Origin of the sequence: Pseudomonas sp. MN1F (assembly GCF_009391885.1) — a bacterium.
In the GTDB taxonomy this organism is placed as follows: Bacteria; Pseudomonadota; Gammaproteobacteria; order Pseudomonadales; family Pseudomonadaceae; genus Aquipseudomonas.
Genome location: NZ_VZII01000035.1, coordinates 1 through 24,746, shown reverse-complemented (window position 1 = coordinate 24,746; position 24,746 = coordinate 1). Strand labels below are relative to the sequence as shown.

General features: G+C 57.0%; 22 protein-coding genes. 10 read left to right on the top strand and 12 right to left on the bottom strand.

Annotated features, from left to right (window positions below; all coding sequences use genetic code 11):
* Positions 1-4 precede the first annotated feature (4 nt).
* The 7 genes from rsmG to rpmH form a co-directional block, all read right to left on the bottom strand.
* Positions 5-655 carry a 16S rRNA (guanine(527)-N(7))-methyltransferase RsmG gene (gene rsmG, locus F6X59_RS17440; RefSeq protein WP_152957287.1) on the bottom strand — a complete coding sequence of 217 codons (651 nt, stop codon included), beginning with the start codon at positions 653-655 and terminating at the stop codon, positions 5-7.
* Positions 652-2,544 (bottom strand): tRNA uridine-5-carboxymethylaminomethyl(34) synthesis enzyme MnmG, encoded by a 1,893-nt coding sequence (gene mnmG / locus F6X59_RS17435; protein WP_346652390.1) that lies wholly within the window; start codon positions 2,542-2,544, stop codon positions 652-654. Before mnmG ends, rsmG begins: the two co-directional genes overlap by 4 nt.
* A gap of 558 nt (positions 2,545-3,102) precedes the next feature.
* Positions 3,103-4,473 carry a tRNA uridine-5-carboxymethylaminomethyl(34) synthesis GTPase MnmE gene (gene mnmE / locus F6X59_RS17430; RefSeq protein ID WP_152957286.1) on the bottom strand — a complete coding sequence of 457 codons (1,371 nt, stop codon included), beginning with the start codon at positions 4,471-4,473 and terminating at the stop codon, positions 3,103-3,105.
* A gap of 86 nt (positions 4,474-4,559) precedes the next feature.
* The gene (gene yidC / locus F6X59_RS17425; protein ID WP_152957285.1) at positions 4,560-6,236 is read right to left on the bottom strand and encodes a membrane protein insertase YidC; all 1,677 of its coding nucleotides are present in this window, start codon (positions 6,234-6,236) and stop codon (positions 4,560-4,562) included.
* Positions 6,237-6,238: 2 nt separating this feature from the next.
* Positions 6,239-6,484 carry a membrane protein insertion efficiency factor YidD gene (gene yidD / locus F6X59_RS17420; RefSeq protein ID WP_079230263.1) on the bottom strand — a complete coding sequence of 82 codons (246 nt, stop codon included), beginning with the start codon at positions 6,482-6,484 and terminating at the stop codon, positions 6,239-6,241.
* Entirely contained in the window at positions 6,477-6,881 is a 405-nt protein-coding gene (gene rnpA / locus F6X59_RS17415; RefSeq protein ID WP_079230262.1) for a ribonuclease P protein component, read from the bottom strand. Before rnpA ends, yidD begins: the two co-directional genes overlap by 8 nt.
* Before the next feature lie 13 nt (positions 6,882-6,894).
* Complete coding sequence (rpmH, locus tag F6X59_RS17410) at positions 6,895-7,029, bottom strand: 50S ribosomal protein L34 (protein ID WP_003253163.1); 135 nt, start codon at positions 7,027-7,029, stop codon at positions 6,895-6,897.
* Between the two features lie 583 nt (positions 7,030-7,612).
* On the opposite strand from rpmH, the gene dnaA reads away from it, so the two are divergent.
* From dnaA to F6X59_RS17360, 10 genes are all read left to right on the top strand, one after another.
* Entirely contained in the window at positions 7,613-9,151 is a 1,539-nt protein-coding gene (gene dnaA, locus F6X59_RS17405) for a chromosomal replication initiator protein DnaA (RefSeq protein WP_346652392.1), read from the top strand.
* Positions 9,152-9,191: 40 nt separating this feature from the next.
* The gene (dnaN, locus tag F6X59_RS17400; RefSeq protein WP_015268408.1) at positions 9,192-10,295 is read left to right on the top strand and encodes a DNA polymerase III subunit beta; all 1,104 of its coding nucleotides are present in this window, start codon (positions 9,192-9,194) and stop codon (positions 10,293-10,295) included.
* 15 nt (positions 10,296-10,310) lie between these two features.
* Complete coding sequence (gene recF, locus F6X59_RS17395) at positions 10,311-11,414, top strand: DNA replication/repair protein RecF (RefSeq protein WP_110638907.1); 1,104 nt, start codon at positions 10,311-10,313, stop codon at positions 11,412-11,414.
* Between the two features lie 4 nt (positions 11,415-11,418).
* On the top strand, positions 11,419-13,839 hold the full coding sequence (gyrB, locus tag F6X59_RS17390) for a DNA topoisomerase (ATP-hydrolyzing) subunit B (RefSeq protein WP_152957283.1): 2,421 nt from the start codon (positions 11,419-11,421) through the stop codon (positions 13,837-13,839).
* Positions 13,840-14,675: 836 nt separating this feature from the next.
* Positions 14,676-15,314 carry a TnsA endonuclease N-terminal domain-containing protein gene (locus tag F6X59_RS17385; protein WP_011953077.1) on the top strand — a complete coding sequence of 213 codons (639 nt, stop codon included), beginning with the start codon at positions 14,676-14,678 and terminating at the stop codon, positions 15,312-15,314.
* A complete protein-coding gene (locus F6X59_RS17380; protein WP_011953078.1) occupies positions 15,295-17,253 on the top strand; it encodes a DDE-type integrase/transposase/recombinase in 1,959 nt (652 codons plus the stop codon). Before F6X59_RS17385 ends, F6X59_RS17380 begins: the two co-directional genes overlap by 20 nt.
* On the top strand, positions 17,250-18,209 hold the full coding sequence (locus F6X59_RS17375) for a TniB family NTP-binding protein (protein WP_010951429.1): 960 nt from the start codon (positions 17,250-17,252) through the stop codon (positions 18,207-18,209). Before F6X59_RS17380 ends, F6X59_RS17375 begins: the two co-directional genes overlap by 4 nt.
* A 75-nt stretch (positions 18,210-18,284) precedes the next feature.
* The gene (locus tag F6X59_RS17370) at positions 18,285-20,201 is read left to right on the top strand and encodes a TniQ family protein (protein WP_010951430.1); all 1,917 of its coding nucleotides are present in this window, start codon (positions 18,285-18,287) and stop codon (positions 20,199-20,201) included.
* A gap of 56 nt (positions 20,202-20,257) precedes the next feature.
* Positions 20,258-20,617, top strand: a complete 360-nt coding sequence (locus F6X59_RS17365; RefSeq protein WP_010951431.1) for a histone-like nucleoid-structuring protein, MvaT/MvaU family — start codon at positions 20,258-20,260, stop codon at positions 20,615-20,617.
* Positions 20,618-20,988: 371 nt separating this feature from the next.
* Positions 20,989-21,321, top strand: a complete 333-nt coding sequence (locus tag F6X59_RS17360) for a DUF2790 domain-containing protein (RefSeq protein ID WP_011953079.1) — start codon at positions 20,989-20,991, stop codon at positions 21,319-21,321.
* 97 nt (positions 21,322-21,418) lie between these two features.
* On the opposite strand, the gene F6X59_RS17355 is transcribed toward F6X59_RS17360, so the two are convergent.
* The 5 genes from F6X59_RS17355 to F6X59_RS17335 all read right to left on the bottom strand — a co-directional run.
* A complete protein-coding gene (locus F6X59_RS17355; RefSeq protein WP_011953080.1) occupies positions 21,419-21,874 on the bottom strand; it encodes a DUF411 domain-containing protein in 456 nt (151 codons plus the stop codon).
* Positions 21,864-22,643 (bottom strand): cytochrome c, encoded by a 780-nt coding sequence (locus F6X59_RS17350; RefSeq protein ID WP_011953081.1) that lies wholly within the window; start codon positions 22,641-22,643, stop codon positions 21,864-21,866. Before F6X59_RS17350 ends, F6X59_RS17355 begins: the two co-directional genes overlap by 11 nt.
* 9 nt (positions 22,644-22,652) lie before the next feature.
* Positions 22,653-23,768 (bottom strand): copper resistance protein B, encoded by a 1,116-nt coding sequence (locus F6X59_RS17345; protein WP_011953082.1) that lies wholly within the window; start codon positions 23,766-23,768, stop codon positions 22,653-22,655.
* Positions 23,758-24,081 (bottom strand): hypothetical protein, encoded by a 324-nt coding sequence (locus tag F6X59_RS17340; RefSeq protein WP_012269845.1) that lies wholly within the window; start codon positions 24,079-24,081, stop codon positions 23,758-23,760. The genes F6X59_RS17345 and F6X59_RS17340 overlap by 11 nt, the downstream gene beginning before the upstream one ends.
* Positions 24,082-24,095: 14 nt before the next feature.
* Positions 24,096-24,746, bottom strand: a 651-nt coding sequence (locus tag F6X59_RS17335; RefSeq protein WP_152957282.1) for a multicopper oxidase domain-containing protein, incomplete at its 5' end; no start/stop codon positions are given.

The following is a 24,746-nucleotide window of genomic DNA, read 5'->3' as shown; positions in this document are numbered from 1 at the left end:
CCAATCAAGCCTTGCGGCGCAGTATCAGCAGATGGCGCTGGCCCTGGCAACCTGGAACGGTCAGGGCCTGCTCGCTTTCCACTGTGAAGTCTGCGGGCAATGCTACCAGTTCATCGGCAGGATGCAGCCCCTTCATTGCAAGCCATTGCGTCCCGGTGTCGCCCAGATGGCGGGTCCAGTTGGTGAAGTTCTCCATGCTGCTGAAGGCGCGAGAGATGATTCCGCTGAACGGTAGCGACGGCTGGAAGGCTTCGACCCGGCTGTGGATAACCGTGAGGTTGTCCAGTTTCAGTTCCATTTTCACCTGGGTCAGGAAGCGCGTCTTCTTGCCATTGGCGTCCAGCACCGTCACCTGCTTGTGCGGATGCAGGATAGCCAAAGGGATGCCGGGCATGCCACCGCCGCTGCCAACATCCAGCCAGTTGTTACGCTCGCTGTGGATAAACGACATGACGCTGAGGCTGTCCAGCAGATGGCGGGAAACCATCTCGTCCGGATCGCGCACGGCAGTGAGGTTGTAGGCTTTGTTCCATTTGATCAACAGGGCCAGGTAGCCCAACAGCTTTTCGTGCTGCTCGGCGCTCAGCTCGACACCGAGCTGGCGCGCACCTGTGGACAACTCTTCGGCGTGTTGCGGGGTGACCAGGGAACTCAAGCGCTTTGCTCCAATTCGCGGCCTGCGCCGCGTTTTTTCAGATGAATCAGCAACAGGGAAATCGCCGCCGGGGTAACGCCGGGGATACGCGAAGCCTGGCCCAGAGTCTCCGGGCGCGTCTGGCCGAGCTTGCCCTGGATTTCCTTCGACAGCCCGGAAATCGTGGTGTAGTCGATATCCACAGGCAGGCGCGTGTCTTCGCTGGCGCGCAGGCGGGCGATCTCGTCCTGCTGGCGATCAATGTAACCGGCGTACTTGGTCTTGATCTCGACCTGCTCGGCGACCTGTGGATCAATCTCTGCACCACCTGTCGCTTCGATCAAGCCGGCATAGTCGATCTCTGGCCGGGCCAGCAGGTTGAGCAGGCTGTACTCGTGGCTCAGCGGGGTGCCGAACTTATCCACAATGGCTTGCCCTTGCTCGGTGTTCGGGCGCACCCAAGTCGATTTCAGGCGCTGCTCTTCGCGCTCGATACCGTCGCGCTTGGCGCAGAAGGCGGCCCAGCGATCGTCGTCGATCAGGCCGAGCTCGCGACCTTTCTCGGTCAGGCGCAGATCAGCGTTGTCTTCGCGCAGGATCAGCCGGTACTCGGCACGCGAAGTGAACATGCGGTACGGCTCCTGGGTTCCCAGGGTAATCAGGTCGTCGACCAGTACGCCGATGTACGCCTCGTCGCGGCGCGGGCACCAGCTTTCACGGCCCTGAGCACGCAGCGCGGCGTTGGTCCCGGCCAGCAGGCCCTGGGCGCCGGCTTCTTCGTAGCCGGTGGTGCCGTTGATCTGGCCGGCGAAGAACAGGCCGCCGATGACTTTGGTCTCGAGGCTGTACTTCAGGTCGCGCGGGTCGAAGTAGTCGTACTCGATGGCGTAACCCGGGCGAACGATGTGGGCATTTTCCATACCGCGGATCGAACGCACCAGCTCCAGCTGCACATCGAACGGCAGCGAAGTGGAAATACCGTTGGGGTACAGCTCGTGGGTGGTCAGGCCTTCCGGCTCGATGAATACCTGGTGGCTTTCCTTGTCGGCGAAGCGGTGGATCTTGTCTTCGATCGACGGGCAATAGCGCGGGCCGACACCTTCGATCACACCGGAGTACATCGGTGAACGGTCAAGGTTCGAGGCAATGATCTCGTGGGTGCGGGCGTTGGTGTGGGTAATCCAGCAGCTCACCTGGCGCGGGTGCATGTCGGCGTTGCCCATGAACGACATCACCGGGATCGGCGTGTCGCCTGGTTGCTCGGTCATGACCGAGAAGTCCACGGAACGCCCATCGATACGCGGCGGCGTACCGGTTTTCAGGCGACCGACGCGCAGCGGCAATTCGCGCATGCGGTGAGCCAGGGCAATCGACGGCGGATCACCAGCGCGACCGCCGGAATGATTTTGCAGGCCGATGTGGATAAGCCCACCGAGGAAAGTACCGGTGGTCAGCACCACGGATTCGGCGAAGAAGCGCAGGCCCATCTGGGTCACCACGCCTTTGACCTGGTCCTGTTCGACGATCAGGTCGTCGCAGGACTGCTGGAATATCCACAGGTTCGGCTGGTTTTCCAGGATCTCGCGTACCACTGCCTTGTAGATGGCGCGGTCGGCCTGCGCACGGGTGGCGCGTACGGCCGGGCCCTTGCGGTTGTTCAGGATGCGGAACTGGATGCCGCTCTTGTCGGTGGCCAGCGCCATGGCGCCGCCGAGTGCATCGATCTCTTTGACCAGATGGCTCTTGCCGATGCCACCAATTGCCGGGTTGCAGCTCATGTGACCGAGGGTTTCCACGTTATGGGTCAACAGCAGGGTTTTCACACCCATGCGTGCTGACGCAAGCGCAGCCTCGGTACCGGCATGGCCGCCGCCGATGACGATCACTTCAAAACGGGAAGGGAAATCCACCACGCACCTCGTGCCTGTTTTTGCGAATAGAGAAGGTAAGCCGACAAGTATAGGGACTTCACCCCCTCTAAAGGAACCGTCTGAGCAAATTTTGACCAGTCTGTGGATGAATGGCAGACAACAGAAATCAAAGAAGAAAATTTTATAAAAGCTTTGTTTTTATGTTTATTCTTATGCTCAGCCTGTCCTGTGGATAACGTTCTGCAGCCCTTTATCTGTATGGTTTACAGCGAAATTGAACCCTGTGGCTTACCCACCATGAGGGTTATGGATAACGTCCTTTAGCCTGTGGATTAAATGATGGTTTACCCACAGGCGGATTTTTCCTCAGAAAAAAAGCCTGCTTATCAAGAGGGCTGAAGGTGGGTTTTCCACAGGGCTCCTGAACATGAAATCGTGCCTGTGGATGATTTTATGTAACCCTGTACTGGCCTCTTCGCGGCTAAAGCCGCTCCTACAGGGGCCGGCGTGGGTGTCGAAAGATCCGACGAGTGGATAAATCGCAGGCAAAAAAAAGCCGCTCCCGAAGGAGCGGCCTTGGATTTGCCGAGCTGTGGACTACTTGCCGATGCAGAAACTGGAGAAGATCCGCCCCAGCAGGTCGTCGGAACTGAACGCGCCGGTGATCTCGCCCAACGCCTGCTGCGCCTGACGCAGGTCTTCGGCCAGCAGTTCGCCCGCGCCAGCCAGGGTCAGCTGTGCGCGGCCATGCTCCAGGTGCGAACTGGCCTGGCGCAAGGCATCCAGGTGGCGCCGGCGGGCGCTGAAACCGCTCTCGGCGGTCTGTTCATAACCCATGCAGGCCTTGAGGTGATCACGCAGCAGTTGTAGCCCGTGATCGCCCCCCTTGGCGCTCAGGGTAATGGTTACGTGACCGTCATCGCACTGTTCCAACCCTACCCGCTCACCGCTGAGGTCGGCTTTGTTGCGAATCAGCGTGACTTTGGCCGGGTCCGGCCGCTGATCGAGAAACTCGGGCCACAAGGCAAACGGGTCACTGGCCTCGGGTGCGGTGGAATCGACCACCAACAGTACCCGGTCGGCCTCGCCTATGGCCTTCAGCGCGCGTTGCACGCCAATCTTTTCCACATGGTCGTCGGTATCCCGCAGGCCGGCAGTATCGACCACGTGCAGCGGCATGCCGTCTATGTGGATATGTTCGCGCAGGATATCCCGGGTGGTGCCGGCGATGTCGGTGACGATGGCCGCCTCACGCCCCGCCAGCTGGTTCAGCAAGCTGGACTTGCCGGCATTCGGCCGGCCGGCGATGACCACCGTCATGCCGTCACGCAACAAGGCGCCCTGCCCGGCCTCGCGTTGCACGGTGGATAACTCGGCACGGACAGCATCGAGCATCGACAACACATGGCCATCGGCAAGGAAGTCGATTTCTTCTTCAGGGAAGTCGATCGCGGCCTCGACGTAGATGCGCAGGGCAATCAGCGCCTCTGTCAGGCTGTGCACACGTTTGGAGAATTCCCCCTGCAGCGAGCGCAAGGCATTGCGTGCAGCTTGGCTGGAGCTCGCCTCGATCAGGTCGGCGATGGCTTCGGCCTGGGCCAGGTCGAGCTTGTCGTTGAGAAACGCACGCTCACTGAATTCACCTGGGCGGGCCAGGCGGCAGCCGACTTGTACACAGCGCTGCAGCAGCATGTCGAGCACCACCGGGCCACCATGGCCCTGCAACTCCAACACATCCTCGCCGGTAAACGAGTTGGGGCCTGGAAAGAACAGCGCGATGCCTTCATCCAGCACCAGGCCTTCCTCGTCACGGAACGGCCCGTAGTGGGCGTGGCGTGGCGTCAGGGTACGACCGGTGATCAGTTGGCCAGCCTGGCTCGCCAGCGGCCCGGACAGCTTGACGATGCCCACACCCCCGCGGCCCTGGGCGGTGGCAATGGCGGCGATGGTTTCACGCACAGTGTTCATGCTCGAAAGCCTCTACGACAAAAACGACAGATAGCAAAAACGCCCCCGAGGGGGCGTTTTTATTCACAGGCTAGCGCAGTAGCCCGTCAAGCAGCAGCTTTTTTGGTGGCTGCTTCGATACGGCGGGTGATGTACCACTGCTGAGTGATCGACAGGCAGTTGTTCACAACCCAGTACAGCACCAGACCCGCTGGGAACCACAGGAAGAAGAAGGTGAAGATGATCGGCATCATTTTCATCACCTTGGCCTGCATCGGATCCGGTGGAGTCGGGTTCAGACGCTGCTGGATGAACATGGTGGCGCCCATGATGATCGGCAGGATGAAGAACGGATCCTTGATCGACAGGTCAGTAATCCACAGCATCCATGGGGCCTGACGCATCTCGACGCTTTCCAGCAGTACCCAGTACAGGGACAGGAACACCGGCATCTGCACCAGGATCGGCAAGCAGCCGCCCAGCGGGTTGATCTTCTCTTTCTTGTACAGCTCCATCATCGCCTGGGACATCTTCTGGCGATCGTCACCAAAGCGTTCCTTCAGTGCGGCGAGCTTCGGTGCCACGGCACGCATGCGCGCCATCGAGCGGTAGCTGGCAGCCGACAACGGGAAGAACAGGCCCTTGATGAGCATGGTCAGCACGATGATCGACCAGCCCCAGTTACCCAGCAGGCTGTGGATATGTTGCAGCAGCCAGAAGATCGGCTGGGCAATGAACCACAGGAAGCCGTAGTCGACGGTCAGTTCCAGACCTGGGGACAACTCTTTCAGCTTGGACTGGATCTTCGGACCGGCATACAGCATGGCGCTGGTTTCGACCTTGCCGCCAGCCGGAACGCTGAGCGCCGGGCCGGTGTAGCCGATGATGTAGTTGCCCTGGCTGTCCTTGCGGGTCTGGACAACATTGTTGTCCGACTTGGCCGGAATCCAGGCGGTCACGAAGTAGTGCTGCAGCCAGGCAACCCAGCCGCCGGACACATTTTCTTTCAAACTACCTTTGTCGATGTCCTTCATCGAGACCTTTTTGTAAGGCTCGGAGGCAGTCCACATGGCGGCGCCCAGGTACGTGGCGGTGCCGGTGGCAGTGCTCGACGACGGGTCGGAGCTGGCGTCACGCTTGAGCTGGGCAAACATGTTGCCGTTCCAGGCCTGGCCGCTCTGGTTGTCGATCAGGTAGCTGACGGTCAGGTCGTATTCACCTCGCTTGAAGCTGAAGCGCTTGATGTAGTTGACGCCGTTGTCGCTGAACTTCAGGTCAACCACCAGTTGTTCCTGGCCGTCGGCCAGCTGGTAGCTCTTCTGCTCGGCAGCGTACAGCGGGCGACCCGACGAACGGGCATCCGGACCGTTGGCGCCGGTCAGGCCGCTTTGTGCCAGGTAGATGCGTTCGCCACCGTTGTCGAACAGTTGGAACGGAATGTCCGGATGGTCCTGACGGCGTGGGTACTTCGGCAGGTTCAGCTGGACGATGTCACCACCGACCGGATCGATAGCGAGTTCCAGAACATCGGTCTTGATCCGGATCAGATCCTTGCTGACTGCAGCCGGAGCCAGTTCGGCGGGGCTGGATTCAGCATTGGCGCTTGGCACATCGGCGCTGGCGGTACCGGCCGGCACACCATCCGGCAAGGCCGGGGCAACAGTGCTGGCAGCAGTATTCTGAGTCGGCAGGGCAGCCTGGCCGTAGTCCTCGTTCCACTTGAGGACCATGACGTAGGACACGATTGCCAGGGCGACGATCAGGATCGTGCGTTTAATATCCATGATTACTCGGCTATCGAAGAAGTTCGGGAGGAAGGAGCGGGGGGAACGGGATCGAAACCGCCGTCGTTCCACGGATGACAACGCCCCAGGCGACGAACGGCTAGCCACCCGCCACGCAAGAGGCCATGGTTTTCAATGGCTTCAAGAGCGTAACAGGAGCAACTGGGGTAGAAACGACAGTGATTGGCCATCAGGGGACTGATGGCGTAACGGTAAAACTGGATCGGAACGAGGGCCAGTTTACGCATTTTGACTGTCTACCCCTGCGGAATCGGCGTTAGCCGCTGGAGTTGGCCGGCTGCGCGCCAGGCGTTTCCAGAGCTTGCCAAAGTGTTGGTGCAATTCCGGGTTTTCTATCTCACCCAATCCCTTGCGCGCGACGATCACTATATCCAGGCCACCCAGCATTTGCTGGTTGAGCCGGAAGGAATCGCGCATCAAGCGCTTGAGGCGGTTGCGTTGAACGGCGAGCTTGACGCTCTTCTTGCCGATCACCAGGCCGAGGCGCGGGTGATCCAGGCCGTTCTCGCGAGCAAGGATCAGCAGGTTTTTCCCTGGAACCTTGCCGGTTGGGGAGTCGAAGACCGCTTTGAAGTGCCGGGGTGTAAGCAGTCGCTTTTCCCGACTGAAGTCCTGACTCACCACCTGTGCCGAAAAATCAAATGGCCAGACGCTTACGGCCTTTGGCACGACGACGCGACAGAACAGCGCGGCCGTTCTTGGTAGCCATACGGGCACGGAAGCCGTGGGTGCGAGCGCGCTTGATGGTGCTTGGTTGGAAAGTACGTTTCATGGCGTTGTTACCTGGTTTGTCGACTACGGGCCGGAATGGCCCCCTTTTTAAGAGATCGGCGATTCTAGAGAAAGCAAGCCCATAGGTCAATTTCCAACCAGCCTTTCCTTATAGGTGGTTCCCTGAGTGCTGGATGCCAGGGAGGGTTGATCAGCCAGGCAGACGGACGACAAAATGAAAAAAAAGAAGAGAGATATAAAAAGCTTTTCTGAAGAACTTATAAATCTTAAGTGGATAACCTTCTGTGGATAACTGTCTTGAGCCTACGAATTACGGGCTGTACAGAGATTCATAACCTTGTCGGTAACAGGTGCTGCGCTTGTGACGGACCTTTTGAAAGCCTGTGGATAGAAATGGTCATTATCCACAGCCGAGTTATCAACAGGGCTCACCTCAGGGTTGTGCATAGACCTCATGGGTGGTTATCCACAGAGCTTATTCACAGAGGCTGGGAGACGTTTTTGCCGCTAAATGGCTGTTTTGTCATGGCTCAGAATGTTTCCACATGTGGATAACTGATCGCTCGACCGGTACAATGGCGGTTTGTTTTTGCCTTATCCGGCTTTCAACTCAGGGGATATCCGTGTCAGTGGAACTTTGGCAGCAGTGCGTGGAGCTTCTGCGCGATGAACTGCCTGCCCAGCAATTCAACACCTGGATCCGTCCGCTACAGGTCGAAGCCGAAGGCGACGAGTTGCGTGTCTACGCGCCGAACCGTTTCGTGCTCGACTGGGTGAATGAAAAGTACCTCGGCCGTCTGCTCGAACTGTTGGGTGAAAACGGCGACGGCATTGCACCTGCCCTTTCCTTATTAATAGGCAGTCGTCGCAGCTCTGCTCCACGTGCTGCACCTAATGCACCCGTCAGCGCCGCAGTGGCTGCCACGCTTGCACAAAGCCAGACACAACAGGCCGCTGCACCTGTCATTGCCGCCGTTGCCGAACCCGTCCAGGCGCCAGCCGCCGAACCGATGCAAGTGAACGAGGTCGTTGAATCGGCCTCGCGTGACAGCTTCGATGGCATGGGCGACAGCGCATCGGCACCTGCTGCGGGCAGCCGTACCGAGCAGCGCACCGTCCAGGTGGAAGGCGCGCTCAAGCACACCAGCTACCTGAACCGCACGTTTACCTTCGAGACCTTTGTAGAAGGTAAGTCGAACCAGTTGGCCCGCGCTGCGGCGTGGCAGGTCGCCGACAACCCCAAGCATGGCTACAACCCGCTGTTCCTTTATGGCGGCGTGGGCTTGGGCAAGACCCACCTGATGCATGCTGTGGGTAACCACCTGCTCAAGAAGAATCCGAATGCCAAGGTCGTTTACCTGCATTCCGAGCGCTTCGTCGCGGATATGGTCAAGGCGCTGCAGCTCAACGCAATCAATGAATTCAAGCGCTTCTACCGCTCGGTCGATGCGCTGCTGATCGACGACATCCAGTTCTTCGCCCGTAAAGAGCGTTCCCAGGAAGAGTTCTTCCACACCTTCAACGCCTTGCTCGAGGGTGGCCAGCAGGTGATTCTCACCAGCGACCGCTACCCGAAGGAGATCGAAGGCCTGGAAGAGCGCCTGAAATCGCGCTTCGGCTGGGGCTTGACGGTGGCTGTCGAGCCGCCGGAACTGGAAACCCGTGTGGCGATCCTGATGAAGAAGGCCGACCAGGCCAAGGTCGAGCTGCCGCATGATGCTGCGTTCTTCATCGCCCAGCGTATCCGCTCCAACGTACGTGAACTCGAAGGCGCCCTGAAGCGAGTGATCGCTCACTCGCACTTCATGGGCCGTGACATCACCATCGAGCTGATTCGCGAGTCGTTGAAGGACCTGCTGGCGCTGCAGGACAAGCTGGTGAGTGTGGATAACATCCAGCGCACCGTGGCCGAGTACTACAAGATCAAGATTGCCGATCTGTTGTCCAAACGCCGCTCGCGCTCCGTTGCGCGCCCCCGTCAGGTTGCCATGGCACTGTCGAAGGAGCTGACCAACCACAGTCTGCCGGAGATCGGCGACATGTTTGGCGGCCGCGACCACACCACCGTGTTGCACGCCTGCCGCAAGATCAACGAATTGAAGGAATCCGACGCGGACATCCGCGAGGACTACAAGAACCTGCTGCGCACGCTGACGACCTGATGGTCGCCAGCGCAGCTAATTGAAGGCAAGGGACTAGACCATGCATTTCACCATTCAACGCGAAGCCCTGTTGAAACCCCTGCAACTGGTCGCCGGTGTCGTCGAGCGCCGCCAGACCTTGCCGGTGCTGTCCAATGTCCTGCTGGTCGTGCAAGGCCAGCAGCTGTCGTTGACCGGTACCGACCTGGAAGTCGAACTGGTTGGCCGCGTGCAACTGGAAGAGCCGGCTGAGCCAGGCGAGATCACTGTCCCGGCGCGCAAGCTGATGGACATCTGCAAGAGCCTGCCGAACGACGTTCTGATCGACATCAAGGTCGACGAACAGAAGCTGCTGGTCAAAGCCGGCCGTAGCCGCTTCACCTTGTCGACCCTGCCTGCCAACGATTTCCCTACTGTTGAAGAAGGCCCGGGCTCGCTGACCTGCAACCTTGAGCAAAGCAAACTGCGCCGTCTGATCGAGCGCACCAGCTTTGCCATGGCCCAGCAGGACGTGCGTTACTACCTCAACGGCATGCTGCTTGAAGTGTCGCGCAACACCCTGCGTGCGGTGTCCACCGACGGCCACCGCCTGGCGCTGTGCTCGATGAGCGCGCCGATCGAGCAGGATGACCGCCATCAGGTCATCGTTCCACGTAAAGGTATCCTGGAGCTGGCGCGCCTGCTCACCGACCCGGAAGGCATGGTCAGCATCGTTCTCGGTCAGCACCACATCCGTGCGACCACTGGTGAGTTCACCTTCACTTCCAAGCTGGTCGACGGCAAGTTCCCGGACTACGAGCGCGTGCTGCCGAAGGGTGGTGACAAGCTGGTAGTCGGTGACCGTCAGGCGTTGCGCGAAGCGTTCAGCCGTACCGCAATTCTTTCCAACGAGAAGTACCGCGGTATTCGCCTGCAGCTGGCAGCTGGCCAACTGAAGATCCAGGCCAATAACCCCGAGCAGGAAGAGGCAGAAGAAGAGATCAGCGTGGACTACGAAGGCAGTTCGCTGGAGATCGGCTTCAACGTCAGCTACCTGCTGGACGTGCTGGGCGTTATGACTACTGAGCAAGTTCGTCTGATTCTGTCCGACTCCAACAGCAGTGCCCTGCTGCAGGAAGCCGGCAATGACGACTCTTCCTACGTTGTCATGCCGATGCGTCTGTAATTCGTAGCAGGCGACATGTCCCTTCGACGTATCATGGTCACCGCGGTGCGCAATCTGCACCCGGTGACCCTCTCACCTTCCCCCCGCATCAATATCCTCTACGGCGCCAATGGCAGCGGCAAGACCAGTGTGCTCGAAGCTGTGCACCTGCTTGGCCTTGCCCGGTCATTTCGTAGTACTCGGTTGAACCCGGTCATTCAGTATGAGCAGCCTGCCTGTACGGTATTTGGCGAAGTGCAATTGGCTGAAGGTGGCACCAGCAACCTGGGGGTTTCACGGGAGCGGGCGGGCGAATTCACTATCCGCATCGATGGGCAGAATGCCAGGAGCGCCGCTCAACTGGCTGAACTGTTACCGCTGCAACTGATAAACCCGGACAGTTTTCGGTTGCTGGAAGGCGCACCGAAAATTCGCCGGCAGTTTCTCGACTGGGGAGTGTTCCACGTGGAACCTCGATTCCTGCCAGCCTGGCAACGTTTGCAGAAGGCGCTGCGGCAGCGGAACTCGTGGTTGCGGCATGGTACACTTGACCCAGCTTCGCAAGCCGCCTGGGACCGGGAGTTATGCCTGGCCAGCGCGGAAATAGATGAATACCGTCGCAACTACATCAAGGCCTTGAAGCCCGTCTTCGAGCAAACCCTGAGCGAGCTGGTCGAGCTGGACGGGTTGACCCTAAGCTACTACCGCGGCTGGGACAAGGACCGGGAACTGCAAGAAGTACTCGCCTCCTCTCTCCTTCGCGATCAGCAAATGGGCCACACCCAGGCCGGCCCGCAGCGTGCAGATCTGCGTCTTCGTCTGGCTGCCAATAACGCAGCTGACATCCTGTCGCGTGGTCAGCAAAAGCTGGTGGTGTGCGCGCTGCGCATTGCCCAGGGCCACCTCGTCAGTCAGGCTCGCCGCGGCCACTGTATTTATCTCGTTGACGACCTGCCGTCCGAGCTGGATGACCAGCATCGCCGCGCACTGTGCCGCTTGCTTGAAGAATTACGCTGCCAGGTGTTCATCACCTGTGTAGATCACGAATTACTGAGGGAAGGCTGGCAGACGGAAACGCCAGTTGCCTTGTTCCACGTGGAACAAGGCCGTATCACCCAGACCCACGACCATCGGGAGTGAAGGCATGAGCGAAAATCAAACGTACGACTCCTCCAGCATCAAGGTGCTGAAAGGTTTGGATGCCGTACGCAAGCGTCCCGGCATGTACATTGGCGACACCGATGATGGTAGCGGCCTGCACCACATGGTCTTCGAAGTGGTCGACAACTCGATCGACGAAGCCCTCGCCGGTCACTGCGATGACATCACCGTCATCATCCACACGGACGAATCCATCAGTGTGCGCGACAACGGTCGTGGCATTCCGGTCGACGTGCATAAAGAAGAAGGCGTTTCCGCAGCCGAGGTCATCATGACCGTGCTGCACGCTGGCGGTAAGTTCGACGACAACTCCTACAAGGTATCCGGCGGTCTGCACGGTGTAGGTGTATCGGTAGTGAACGCCCTGTCCGAGAAACTGGTACTGACCGTTCGCCGCAGCGGCAAGATCTGGGAGCAGACCTACGTTCACGGTGTTCCTCAGGCGCCGATGGCCGTCGTCGGTGACAGCGAAACCACGGGTACCCACATCCACTTCAAGCCTTCGGCTGAAACCTTCAAGAACATCCACTTCAGCTGGGACATCCTGGCCAAGCGGATTCGCGAACTGTCGTTCCTCAACTCGGGTGTCGGCATCCTGCTGAAGGATGAGCGTTCGGGCAAGGAAGAGTTCTTCAAGTACGAAGGTGGCTTGAAGGCGTTCGTTGAATACCTCAACACCAACAAGACCCCGGTCAATTCGCAGGTCTTCCACTTCAACGTCCAGCGTGACGATGGCGTGGGTGTCGAGATTGCGCTGCAGTGGAACGACAGCTTCAACGAAAACCTGCTGTGCTTCACCAACAACATTCCGCAGCGTGATGGCGGTACTCACCTGGTTGGTTTCCGCTCCTCGCTGACCCGTAGCCTGAACAGCTACATCGAGCAGGAAGGCCTGGCCAAGAAGAACAAGGTCGCCACCACCGGTGACGACGCCCGTGAAGGCCTGACCGCGATTATTTCGGTGAAGGTGCCGGATCCGAAGTTCAGCTCGCAGACCAAGGACAAGCTGGTCTCCTCGGAGGTGAAAACCGCCGTGGAACAAGAGATGAACAAATACTTCGCCGACTTCCTGTTGGAAAACCCGAACGAAGCCAAGGCCGTGGTCGGCAAGATGATCGACGCTGCCCGTGCCCGTGAAGCGGCGCGTAAAGCCCGTGAAATGACTCGCCGTAAAGGCGCGCTGGATATCGCCGGCCTGCCAGGCAAACTGGCTGACTGCCAGGAGAAGGACCCTGCTCTCTCCGAACTGTACCTGGTGGAGGGTGACTCCGCAGGTGGCTCGGCCAAGCAAGGCCGTAACCGTCGCACCCAGGCGATCTTGCCGCTGAAGGGCAAGATCCTCAACGTCGAGAAAGCGCGCTTCGACAAGATGATCTCGTCCCAGGAAGTGGGCACGCTCATCACTGCACTGGGCTGCGGCATCGGCCGCGAAGAGTACAACATCGACAAGCTGCGCTATCACAACATCATCATCATGACCGATGCTGACGTCGACGGTTCGCACATCCGTACCCTGCTGCTGACCTTCTTCTTCCGTCAGCTGCCGGAGCTGGTCGAACGCGGTTACATCTATATCGCCCAGCCACCGCTGTACAAGGTCAAGAAAGGCAAGCAGGAGCAGTACATCAAGGACGACGAGGCCATGGAAGAATACATGACCCAATCGGCCCTCGAAGACGCCAGCCTGCATCTGGACGAATCGGCACCAGCCGTTTCCGGCGTACAGCTGGAAACCTTGGTGAATGAATTCCGCGCCGTGATGAAGACCCTCAAGCGTCTGTCGCGCCTGTACCCGGAAGACATCACCGAGCACTTCATCTACCTGCCGGAAGTCACCCTGGAGCAACTGGGTGACCATGCCGTGATGCAAGCCTGGCTGGTGAAGTTCCAGGAGCGCCTGAACAACAGCCAGAAGTCGGGCCTGGCCTATCAGGCCAGCCTGCGCGAAGACAAGGAACGCAATGTCTGGCTGCCGGAAGTGGAAGTTACTTCCCACGGTCTGGCCAGCTACGTCACCTTCAATCGTGACTTCTTCGGCAGCAACGACTACCGCTCGGTGGTCAACCTGGGTGCCAAGCTGTCTACTTTGCTCGGCGAAGGTGCCTACGTGCAGCGCGGTGAACGTCGCAAGGCGATCACCGAGTTCAAGGAAGCCCTCGACTGGCTGATGAACGAAAGCACCAAGCGCCACACCATCCAGCGATACAAAGGTCTGGGCGAGATGAACCCGGAGCAGCTGTGGGAAACCACCATGGACCCAACTGTCCGCCGCATGCTCAAGGTCACCATCGAAGACGCGATTGCCGCCGACCAGATCTTCAACACCCTGATGGGCGACGCGGTGGAACCACGCCGTGACTTCATCGAAAGCAATGCGCTGTCGGTGTCGAACCTGGACTTCTGATCAGGTGTAGGTTCACAGAAAAGCTGCACGCTTTCACAAATAGATGACCGGCCGGGCTTCAACCATGGCCCCTGTCGGTCACCATCAAGCCCGCCTTCGCGGGCTTTTTTTTGCCTGGAATTCCTGCCGGGGCGCCCTACTCCGCTCATTGGAAAATGATGCAGATGGGGGGATTTGAGGAAGTGATTTGATGGGGCGCTGGAAGTGCTGAGAGGGTCGGCGGGCGGATCTGAGCAGCAGAGAGATTGAGAGGACTTTAAAACTAATATTTGAACACCTTAATAGTTAATTAAGCGTACGTGTTAAGTATTAATTTGAACAATTTAGTATGGAAATGGAATTTGGTGGAAGTTGCCATTTTGGATTTTTTGTAGATTTCGAAGGGATGTTGGAATAAGATCTATGACCAACTTTTCCGCTTTGCACTGAAGATTTTCAGCCAAATCAGCTGTTTGAAGCGAGAGCTTCAGACCTGATCCAAATTGCTCCAGCGATCACGAAGTGGCCGTTTAGAAATAAAGAGAGCAAGCCGATTGCTTTAGATTCTGATCAGTCATGAGAGTCATGACCAATGAGAGAAAAGGAGACCTGAAAATGTAGAAAAACGCGATCAATCCCGAGAGGACTGACCGCGCTTAGCGAAGCAGACTTGCGTCCTCAGAACCCGCAATGTCTGCTTTTTCGAAGCGACTGTCAATCCTCTCCCATTTTTTCGACCTTAGCGAGGTTACTCGACGGCACAGTGTTGCCTGTCGAAAGGCCTCACTTCGCCCGCCCTGCGCCTTGATTTTTTGGCGCAGCGTCGGCGCTCGTTTCGAGATTTTCGGAGGTGTTTCATGACAGTACGAAAGGTGGTCACGCGGCGGTCCAACCATTACCGCGGCTACTTCCCATCGCTCAAAAATAAAAAGCCTGTGCCCTGGGAGTCCCAGCTCGAAGGCGCTCTTTTTCGGCTTCTTGAGCTGTCTCCTGCGGTCATCGGCTACGTCCCGCAGCCCAGTGAGGAACGTGTTCCATCGCTCCAGGGCTACTTCAAATATTACCCAGACGTACAGGTTTTCCTCGCGGATGGGCGCGAGTGGTGGTTTGAAGTGAAGCCTCACGACCGACTGAAGATTGCCAGCGTCAGGCAGCGACTGGATGCCGCTGAGCGCTACTTCAACGCCACTGCCCGTAACTTTTCGGTGATCACTGAAAAGTTAATTGAAGCTGAACCCCTGGCTACCAATCTTAGAAGGCTGATGTATCACCGGCGCGGTCCAGAGCTTTCGCATCAGGCGTTGGAGGAGGTAATGGCGACCTTCAACGAATGGCCGCCTATGACCGTTGCAGATCTGCTCTACGTGGTTGGTGAGGGGAAAGCCTGGCGCTTGTTAGGCCTTGGGGTGGTGGGCATTGACCTTGATAGGTCAATTGACACTGACTCCCCGGTCTTCCTGCAAGGGGGGCACCGTCATGCAAACCTTTTCCCTTAGGGTGAAATTGGTCGTCATCGTTCGTGGCGTACTGATGGTGCTTGAGAAGAGGCTTATTGACCGGAAGCTGCTCTTTTTCGATGAGCTTGGTGAGCCCACGAAGCTATCCGAGAAGGAGTTCTATGAGGCCTACGAGAAGCGCGAGATCGAGATCTCCGCTGATCAGCCATACCTTGGGAGGGTTCCGTATGTGCGGAACGTCCCTCCAGATATTTCATGCTTCCCCAAAAAACATGGAGATGAGGCATTGCGTCGACGCAAGTATCTGGACGACCTAACTAAGCGCGGTAAATACAAGCTACCGGGTGACGAAGACATGATCAAGAAGCTTAGAGATATCGCCAAAAAGATTGGGGATGCGTGCGCACCCTCGGTTTCCACTATTCGACGTTGGGCAGCCAAATACATTGGCCAGAACGTAGTAAAGCTTATCCCTCAGCATGCCAAAAAGGGTCGGGCTGCCGCGATACAGGGAGAGCTCGAAGTTATTCTTGAAGGGGTGATTAATAAAACCTACCTGCAGGATACGATTCCAGCGGTCAGCGTGGTCGTTTCAGAATTCGAGGATCAGATAAAAGAGAGGAACAAAAGTCGTTTGCCTTCGGATCAGCTCAAGATCCCAAGCGGAATGACTGTCCGAAGGTACATCGCCAAGCTGGATCCGTACCTTGTGGATAAGGAGAGGCTCGGAAAACACGCAGCAGACAAGAAGCACCGTGTTGCGGCGGGTGTCCTACGTGTCCATGAGATTTTGGAACGTTGGGAAATTGATCACACCTTGTTGGACGTCCAGCTTGTGGATGAAACCTCGGGGCTGTGCATTGGGCGCCCCTATCTGACGATCGTCCTCGACCGCTTCTCTCGAATGGTGATGGGATATTTGCTCCACCTGTCGGCGCCAAATACGGAAACCGTGCTTCGTGTGATCGAACGCTCAATCCGTCCAAAAGCCGAATTGCTGAAGCGCTTTCCGAAAGTGAGAAATGAATGGTGGGCACGTGGGCTGCCGGCTCGAATAGTCCCAGACAACGCAGCGGAATTTCACGCGGGCGATCTCATCATGGGATTCAACGAGTTGGGTATCGAGATCATGTATCCCGCTTCAAGGGCCCCTCAAAGGAAAGGTGCCGTCGAACGCTTTTTCAGCACACAGAACCTGGGGCTTATCCACAACCTCCCGGGTACCACCTTCTCGAATATCCAGCAGCGTGGCGATTACGACTCGGAGAAGAATGCATGTTTCACGCTCCCTCAATTGGAGGCGGTGGTAGTGAAATGGATCGTCGATGGTTACCACCAGACTCCTCATCGGGGGCTGGACAACAGAACACCGGCTCAAGTCTGGGGGACTAGCGAGGCGAACCATGTCATCAGCCTTCCCGTCGACCTGGACTCGTTGGAGTGCATTCTGGCCAAGCGGGCCTCGGTGAAGGTTCACCATTACGGCATCGAGGTTGCCAAAGTGGGCTACCACTCTACGGAACTTGCTGAGCTCCGTATGCGTTTGGCAGACGGAGAAAAGGTAAACGTCCGCTATCGAGACGAAGCCGGGCACGTTTGGGTTCACGACCGCTTCAGAAACTTGTTCTTCAAAGTGCCCGCCAAAGATGAGCGAATGGCCGGTAAGAGCAGGGAGGTGTGGAAGGCTGCCGAGAAAGCGCTGCGAGAAAAATATAATGAGCAGCCTAGCTTCGAGGCTACGCACAGGTGCTACCAGGAAATTATGGAAGATGCAGACGAGGCCCGCCGTTCGCAGACGCTCAGAAAACGACGCGCAGCTGCCATAGCGAAAATCGACAAGGAGGGTCGAGTGACCGAAAGCACGCCTCCACCCAAGGTACTCGCTGAAGTGGAATGGACCGGTGACTCTATTCCTAACATTCCGCCAGCAGCCTTCAAGGTCTCGGTTCGTCGCCCTGCTGGGAGTTCTAAGCCATGAACGCCATCAATCTGTACGAATGCTACGAGCATGGTGAATACAGCTTTACGCTCCGCGATCGTTTTATTCACAGCCCTCAAGTCGAGCGAGCGTTGACGCGACTAGGCGATATCCACGGCGATAGTCGGCGTACCAGAGCAAGTAAAGGGTTGCTGATCCAAGGTCCAAGCGGAGTGGGCAAGAGCACATTGGTCAAGGAGTACATTCGGTCATTGGAGGAATTGGAGAGCCATGACCCACAGAAGCGGACAGTTCTGTTCGTCGAGATGCCTTCGTCTCCAACCAAAAAGAACCTGGCAGCAGCCATTTTGGCAGAGCTGAAGGATCCCTTCGCAGAGGCACGAGGACATTCGGCAGAGGTTAAATTTGCGCGAGTAGTCCTGCTGCTGAAGAACCTTGGCGTGGAGATGTTGGTCCTCGATGAGGCGCAGCACCTGGTCGATTATCGTCGTAATGGTGCGTATGAGGCAGCAGACTGGATCAAGAGTCTGATGAATGAAACCAGTATCGCGTTTGTTCTGATTGGGCTGAAGCGCACCGAAAATCTCCTGCTAGCAAACGAGCAACTGCGACGCAGGTTTTCGGCCACGGTGGCATACGATCGCTTCACCTTCTCCGCTAATACGTCTCTTCATTTCGTGATGTTGTTGCAGGCAATCGAGGGCGAACTGCCTGTTCAAACCATCAGTTTTGTAGAGCCAGCGATGATTAAACGCTTCTACCTGGCTTCCTATGGATTGATCGACTACCTCATCAAGATTGTGGACAGGGCTGTTTGGCTGGTTCAAGTCCAGGACCTTGTCGGGATTGAACTTCCTGTGCTGGCCCAGGCTTTTGAAGACGAGGTTTGGAGCTACGCCACCGAGGATCGAAACCCCTTCAGTGCGAGCTTCAATTTCCAGCCTCTGTTCGGGAAGCGGGAGCCGTTTGAGACGTTCGAAGAGAGCAGTACCTGACGGCCAAGGGCCGGGCTTATCGGCCCGGCTCTACTCCCCTGATTTTTATGTCTTCGATTTCATGGATGTGTAGGAATGTTTGGTCTTTTAATCAACCCACGACCACACCAAGACGAAAGTCTTTTGGGGTACCTGCAGCGCCTGGCGAAAGCCAACGGATTACCCAGAAAGGAACTGCTCACCGCCTTTGCACGAGCCGACGAGACCGATGTTGCGGACTGGCTGCAGATGATGGAAGGACCACTGAGCTGGCCTGCGGTATCTGCTGAGTTTCGTGATCCAAGGCCCAAGGGGGTCAAGTTATGGACGACTCATCACGCTCGTTACTGTCCGATCTGTTTGGGCGAAGCCGGTTATTGGAGAGAAAGCTGGGGCTTGACCCTGGTTACGACGTGTTCTGTCCACGGCACTGAACTCCACGGGCGGTGCCCCAACTGTCTGAAGGAAACCGATCCAAGCGCAATGAGTGCGAATAGTTGCCAAGCGTGTGGCACCTCATTGAGTGGGACCAATTTTGAGATCGCGCCGGCGAGTGATACGGCCGCCTGGCTCACCTCTGGCTTTGAAGATAGGTTTTACGCCGACTCGTTGCCAGCTGACGCGGGATTGGCGGCCCTCACCTACGAACAGTTTCACGAGTTGTCATCGCGTCTCGCTGTCAGAAGTTTGCCTACGGAAAGAACCCAGCCGCTGAAGGTTGCTGATTCGGGTTCGCTAGAGATATCGCGGCTTATGGCAAACGCGGCGGGCGTGGTTCTCATGAACTGGCCTCTCGCATTCAGAGAACTGCTGAGTGGCCTCAAGGCAGTCCATTCCGATAACGAACATTGGACGCTCAGCAGATCGTTCGGCCCGATATACCACGACATCCACCGTGATCTGGATGACTCTTGTTTTGACTTTCTTCGTCGAGAGTTCGAATCATTTCTGCAGCATGCGTGGGAAGCACCGTTAGCGAAGCGAAATCGCAATTTGAGTGAGGAGACGATTGAGAGACATCGTTGGGTGTCGTTCGATTCTGCTGCTGAAGCTTGTGGTCTCGGGGTATCAGTCATAAAACGCCTTCATCAGGAGGGACAAATCGCCTATCGGGAGAAGGTCCATGAAGATCGAGTCTTTACGGTCGTGGACCTGGATCATTTGAAGGCAATCTCGCAGCATCTCCAGGGCGTGGCTGATATGAAAGAAACCTCGACTTTGCTAAGCCTCTGTCGCAATCGGGTTAGGCAGCTGCTAGCTGGTGGTACCCTCCAGTTCTTTGGTGGAGAACCGCGCCCAGGCGAAAGGTGGCTGATTGACTGCCGCTCGATCAACGAATTGATTGATGAGAAGCTGCCTACCAGCTCTGACCAGAGCCTGGTGTCGATCAACTACTTGGCCAAGCATTCTCTGCCCAAGGGGGGTGGGTTGGTCGAGTTGGTTCAGGCAATACGTGCAGGTGAACTTCGCGCTTACGGCCCAGCTGAGAATGGCTCGGTTGCGGTAGGGGCGTGGTTACTCAAGCCGCAAGATTTTGCAGCGTGGCAACAAGCCCGAGCTGAGAACAAGAGTCCGGTCTTTCCCGGCCTGTCGGTAGTCAAGGCTGCTGCGCTGTTAGGCGTCAAAGAACAATGCGCATACGCGTTCGTTCGACTGGGTCTGCTATGGAGCACTGCTGTCGAACGAGGCCGGCGTACGCAATTGATGGTTAAGCCTCAAGCCATCGACAGATTCAGGCGTGGCTATATCTTGGGACCGGAGATTGCGGTGTATTTGGGGAAGTCGACCAGGGAGGCGTTCAAGCACCTTTGGGAGGCCAGGTTTCGCCCCGTTGCGGGGCCATCCATTCCAAACGCGGCTTGCCGGCAGTACGTTTGGGTAAGAAGCAAAAAGCTGATCGATTACCTCGCAAGTGAAGCCGCCCAGATCGACGATCCTGAAGCCATCACGTTTTTATCCACACCGATCGCTCAGCCTCGTGATTGCCGATTCAGGCATGTGGGATCAAGATAGTTAGCACGCTTTCTTTCTTGATTGCTAAAATCATCGAACCCATTTTGGAGAATCTTATGTCCCGTCTCGCTGAATTCCGCCTGCTCGAACAACAGCTCGCAGCCCAACTGGCGGAGCTGGAAGCGCTGAAAAATGACTCTGCCCTGAAGCAGGAAATGGAATTTGAAACGAAGCTGCGCAGTTTGCTCAACGAGTATGGCTACGGCCTGCGCCAAGTGGTGCTGATCCTCGATCCGCAAGCGGTGGCTTCCACTGATATGGCCCCAAAAACCTCTCGGAAACCACGCGAAGTGAAGGTCTACAAGAATCCACACAGCGGAGAGGTTGTTGAGACCAAGGGTGGTAATCAGCGTACGCTTAAGGCCTGGAAAAACGAGTATGGCGCTGAGGTAGTCGAGTCTTGGCTCGCCAATTGATTGCACTGCAGGCGGCTTCTGGCACGAGATGAATCGTGGTGCGCCCCGAATGCAAATTCCCATTCTGGGGCGTGACGAAATTTTCTGCGGGTGGTGGATTTAGAGAATTAAAACTGTCGCTAGAGGGTCCCGTCTTTCGCGGCCTGCAGCCATTTGGAGAGGAAACGCAAAACTGTCGCAATCACCCAAAACGCCGGTTCAGACTGATTCGCTAGAGAATTAAAACTGTCGCAGCCTGAAACGACGCGGCTTTCACGTGTATTCAGAGCCATCATTATCGATAGCCTGCTTACAAACATGTAATTCCTGGATCACGTGGATGACAGCTCCCAGTCGGTAAGCTTCACTCATGTCTTCATGGAGTAACAGAAATGAACACCGCTAAAAGCATTGCCGCCCTCATGCTCGTAATCGCCTCCTCATCCGCTTTAGCTGAAGGAGGATCTGATCGCTTACACGGAAAGATGATTCAGGCAAATGAGCAAGCAATGCGTGCCTACGCCGCTGCCAATGGAAAAAAACCACCTGAAGTGATCCATTATCGCTACGGAATGAAACTGGATGTGGCGAGAGTTATCAGTATGACTTCGCTCAAAGGTAGCTGCGACGTGATGCCGACACAGATGAATTACGAGGACTCAACAGGTGAGTTGAAAATCCTCGAATATCGCTCTGCTGGAATTAACTGTAGAGGTCAAAACTGACCGAAGGGACAGGGTAAGTCTTGGAGTAAGCTGACCACGACCAGCGCTGCAGCTGGTCGGCTGGCCGGCAGAAGCCCTTCCCCCGGGGCATCTTGCATTACGTGTCAGGATAACTGGCAACTACTTGATCGTCCCCACTCTTGGTGAGGCCGATGACTTGATAGGCGTGTTTCATGCCATCAACCTCCATACCTGGTGAGCCAGCGGGCATGCCAGGTACCGCGACGCCTGCCAGGTCGTTGCGCTTTATGAGCTCCTGCACCTGGGCTGCGGGGACGTGACCTTCCACAAACTTGCCATCGATAACCGCGGTGTGACACGAAGCCAGCCTCGGAGCTACTCCTAGCTCTTGCTTCACCGCCCTCATGTCCGTTTCAACGTGGTCGACGACCTTGAAGCCGTTTGCCTCCAAGTGCGCTATCCATTTCTTACAGCAACCGCAATTAGCGTCCCGGTGCACATCGATAGTCAGGGGCTCCGCAGCAAAGGCGGCTGAGGCGATTAGAAGTGACGCTGCGGTACTTAAACCGAGGAAGCGGCGCTTACTTGTCATGAGTGTGCTCCTTCCCGTCTTTGTGCACATGGGTTTTGGGAGTAGAACCTGTGTGGTGGTCCGAGTGCGCCTCGCCGGACTCGTGTTCACCGTGGTGCTCCGCTACTGATGAAGACTCCGAATGCGAACTGCCATGATCATGACTTTCCTCAGCCACGCCGTTTGCTGCGGAATCATCATGATTTCCATGACCTGATTTCGCACCACCGTGTTGGCCTTCATGGTTATGCATATCGCTTTCGCCACCGCCATGTTGGTGACCACCACTGGAAGCGACCATCATCTGGTACTGCTCAGCATTGAGTTGCGGTAGCTGGTCCAGGAACGCGACGATTCCCCAGATGTACTGGTCGTCCATGCTCTTACCCCAGGCTGGCATGCCTGTCGCTTTGATACCGTGCTTGATGGTCCAAAACGCAGCAGCAGGGTCACCGCTTACACCTATCTCGGTGAGGTTTGGTGGGGATGGGTATAGGGCTTGGCTGAGTTCAGTTTTCTCCACCCCTGGCGCGAGGTGGCAACCGATACACATGGCGTTGTAGTTGCCTGCCCCTGCTTGGATGAGAGCAGGATCTTTAAGGTTTGGCACCTCAATGTCGCTTGCTCGGACTTCAATCGAGCGATCCCGCGCCATGGCCAAAAACGCATGCACAGCGGGGAAGTGTGGGTCGTCCGCACCAACGTTCACGAGACCGAAGTAAGCAGCACCTAGCACTGCTGCGCTAGTAACAGCACCTGCCGCCACCAGCGTTGTAATTGTTTTTTTCATGTTGAGTTCTCAAAACCACATCCGAATACCGGCCACAAAACGAGCTTCGTCCACGTCCCCGCCTTCATCCCGAATGAAATCGGCGGTTTTGCCGTAGGAACGGCTCCAGGTGACACCTATGTATGGCGCGAACTGGCGAACAATCTCGTACCGTAACCGCAGCCCGACTTCGGTGTTTGCCAGGCCAGAGCCGACGCCGCGTTCCGGGTCGTTCTTGCCATAAAAGTTGGCCTCAGCGGTTGGCTGAAGAATTAAACGATTGGTTAGCAAGATGTCGTACTCGCCCTCCAGACGGGCAGCGGTTTGACCGTTCTCGCCGATAAAGGCGGTGGCTTCAGCTTCGAAGTCATACAGGGCCAGGCCCTGAATACCGAACGCAGCCCAGGTCTGCGGATCCTCCGGTTTGAAATCCTGCCGGACGCCGGCGACAACATCCCACCACGGGCTTACCGAGCGGCCATAGAGGAGCTGCAGCTCAGCATCTTCAGTCACACCATTGGTTCGTTCACCTTCCGAGCGAATCCAGAGCCTATTGATATCGCCGCCCACCCAGCCGGATGCATCCCAAGCAAGCGTGCTACCTTCATCGGCATCTTGGTATTCCAGTTGGTCTAGCAAGAAAAAGCTGTTGAACCCGCTGTCATCCATTTTGTGCCCGTCAAGCGGGGGGAAGGCAGCCTGCCGGTCGGCATCAGTCAGCACCGGGATTGGCGTACGGCTGGTCGGGGTCGGCGAATCAGCGTTCCCGTTTCCCATCGTGGAATGACCCATCGCGCCATGATCCATGCCTTCCATGGACCCGTGATCCATGCCTTTCATGCTTCCATGGTCCATCTTGCTGTGGTCCATCGAGGCGGGTTTCGCTTTGGGCTGGCCATGGCCCATTTTGCTGTGATCAACGGGTGCAGGTTGCGTGGGTTGCTTGCTCGCGCCCATCTGGCTGTGGTCCATGCCCGGCATCGCAGCCTGTGATGAGGCGTGGTCCATCTGCATGGCACCGTGGCCCATTGCCGAGTGGTCCATTCCGGAATGATCCATTTCAGCGGCGAAGCTGGGCGAAACGCCCAGCACACCTAAAGAAACGGCGAATGCCAGCAGCGATGGTCGTGCAACGCTATTGGCCATTTTTCCCTGCCTTAGCTTTGTCGCTGCCATGCGATTCCATCATTTTGCTGTGATCCATTCCTTCCATGGAACCATGATCCATGCCCTCCATAGAGCCATGATCCATGCCTTTCATGGAGCCGTGATCCATGCCTTCATGGTTCATGCCCTGGGCTTGCTTGCTCTTCGAGCCGTTCGATTGCGCCGCGTTGGACGACTTTTGAGAGTGCTGATCATGGTTGTCACTGGACCAGGAAGACGGGGCGTACACCGCGAGCAGGCCAACCATCGCGGCAGAGAGGAAAAAGGCGCTTCGTTTCATTGGTTTGCTCATCTCGTATCTCCAGTTCATTCGTCCACGCGGACTTCTCGGAACATGCCCATCTCCATGTGGTACATGAGGTGACAGTGATAGGCCCAGCGCCCGAGTGCATCTGCGGTTACGCGATAGCTTCGTTTCGAGCCAGGCGGCATATCGATCGTGTGTTTTCGCACCATGAAATTGCCGTCCTCATCCTCCAGGTCACTCCACATGCCGTGCAGATGGATGGGGTGAGTCATCATGGTGTCGTTGACCAAGGTAATACGCAGGCGCTCGCCGTACTTGAGCCGCAGCGGCTCTGCGTCAGAAAACTTGATCCCATCGAAGGACCAAGCGAACTTTTCCATATGCCCGGTAAGGTGCAGTTCGATTGTCCGGCCAGGTTCCCGGCCGTCAGGGTCGATGAAGGTGCTACGCAAATCCGAATACGTGAGAACCCGACGCCCGTTATCGCGAAGCCCGATCCCCGGATCGCTCAGCTTTGGCGTAGGGGTCATGGTCTGCATATCGACCAGAGGGTTGTTTGTTTCGGAGGCGGGATGGTTCTGCATGGCACCGCTGGCGGCCATATTGCTTTGGTCCATACCGGTCATGTTGCCGTGGTCCATGCCAGCCATCTTGCTATGGTCCATACCGGCCATGCTGCCGTGGTCCATGCCAGCCATCTTGCTGTGGTC

Coding starts and splice junctions, on each gene's coding strand:
- gyrB (WP_152957283.1), top strand. CDS start 11,419: ATGAGCGAAAATCAAACGTACGACTCCTCCAGCATCAAGGTGCTGAAA.
- F6X59_RS17340 (WP_012269845.1), bottom strand. CDS start 24,081: ATGAGCAAACCAATGAAACGAAGCGCCTTTTTCCTCTCTGCCGCGATG.
- F6X59_RS17350 (WP_011953081.1), bottom strand. CDS start 22,643: ATGAAAAAAACAATTACAACGCTGGTGGCGGCAGGTGCTGTTACTAGC.
- F6X59_RS17365 (WP_010951431.1), top strand. CDS start 20,258: ATGTCCCGTCTCGCTGAATTCCGCCTGCTCGAACAACAGCTCGCAGCC.
- yidC (WP_152957285.1), bottom strand. CDS start 6,236: ATGGATATTAAACGCACGATCCTGATCGTCGCCCTGGCAATCGTGTCC.
- F6X59_RS17380 (WP_011953078.1), top strand. CDS start 15,295: ATGCAAACCTTTTCCCTTAGGGTGAAATTGGTCGTCATCGTTCGTGGC.
- F6X59_RS17370 (WP_010951430.1), top strand. CDS start 18,285: ATGTTTGGTCTTTTAATCAACCCACGACCACACCAAGACGAAAGTCTT.
- dnaN (WP_015268408.1), top strand. CDS start 9,192: ATGCATTTCACCATTCAACGCGAAGCCCTGTTGAAACCCCTGCAACTG.
- F6X59_RS17375 (WP_010951429.1), top strand. CDS start 17,250: ATGAACGCCATCAATCTGTACGAATGCTACGAGCATGGTGAATACAGC.
- yidD (WP_079230263.1), bottom strand. CDS start 6,484: ATGCGTAAACTGGCCCTCGTTCCGATCCAGTTTTACCGTTACGCCATC.
- recF (WP_110638907.1), top strand. CDS start 10,311: ATGTCCCTTCGACGTATCATGGTCACCGCGGTGCGCAATCTGCACCCG.
- mnmE (WP_152957286.1), bottom strand. CDS start 4,473: ATGAACACTGTGCGTGAAACCATCGCCGCCATTGCCACCGCCCAGGGC.
- F6X59_RS17355 (WP_011953080.1), bottom strand. CDS start 21,874: ATGACAAGTAAGCGCCGCTTCCTCGGTTTAAGTACCGCAGCGTCACTT.
- F6X59_RS17345 (WP_011953082.1), bottom strand. CDS start 23,768: ATGGCCAATAGCGTTGCACGACCATCGCTGCTGGCATTCGCCGTTTCT.
- rpmH (WP_003253163.1), bottom strand. CDS start 7,029: ATGAAACGTACTTTCCAACCAAGCACCATCAAGCGCGCTCGCACCCAC.
- F6X59_RS17360 (WP_011953079.1), top strand. CDS start 20,989: ATGAACACCGCTAAAAGCATTGCCGCCCTCATGCTCGTAATCGCCTCC.
- F6X59_RS17385 (WP_011953077.1), top strand. CDS start 14,676: ATGACAGTACGAAAGGTGGTCACGCGGCGGTCCAACCATTACCGCGGC.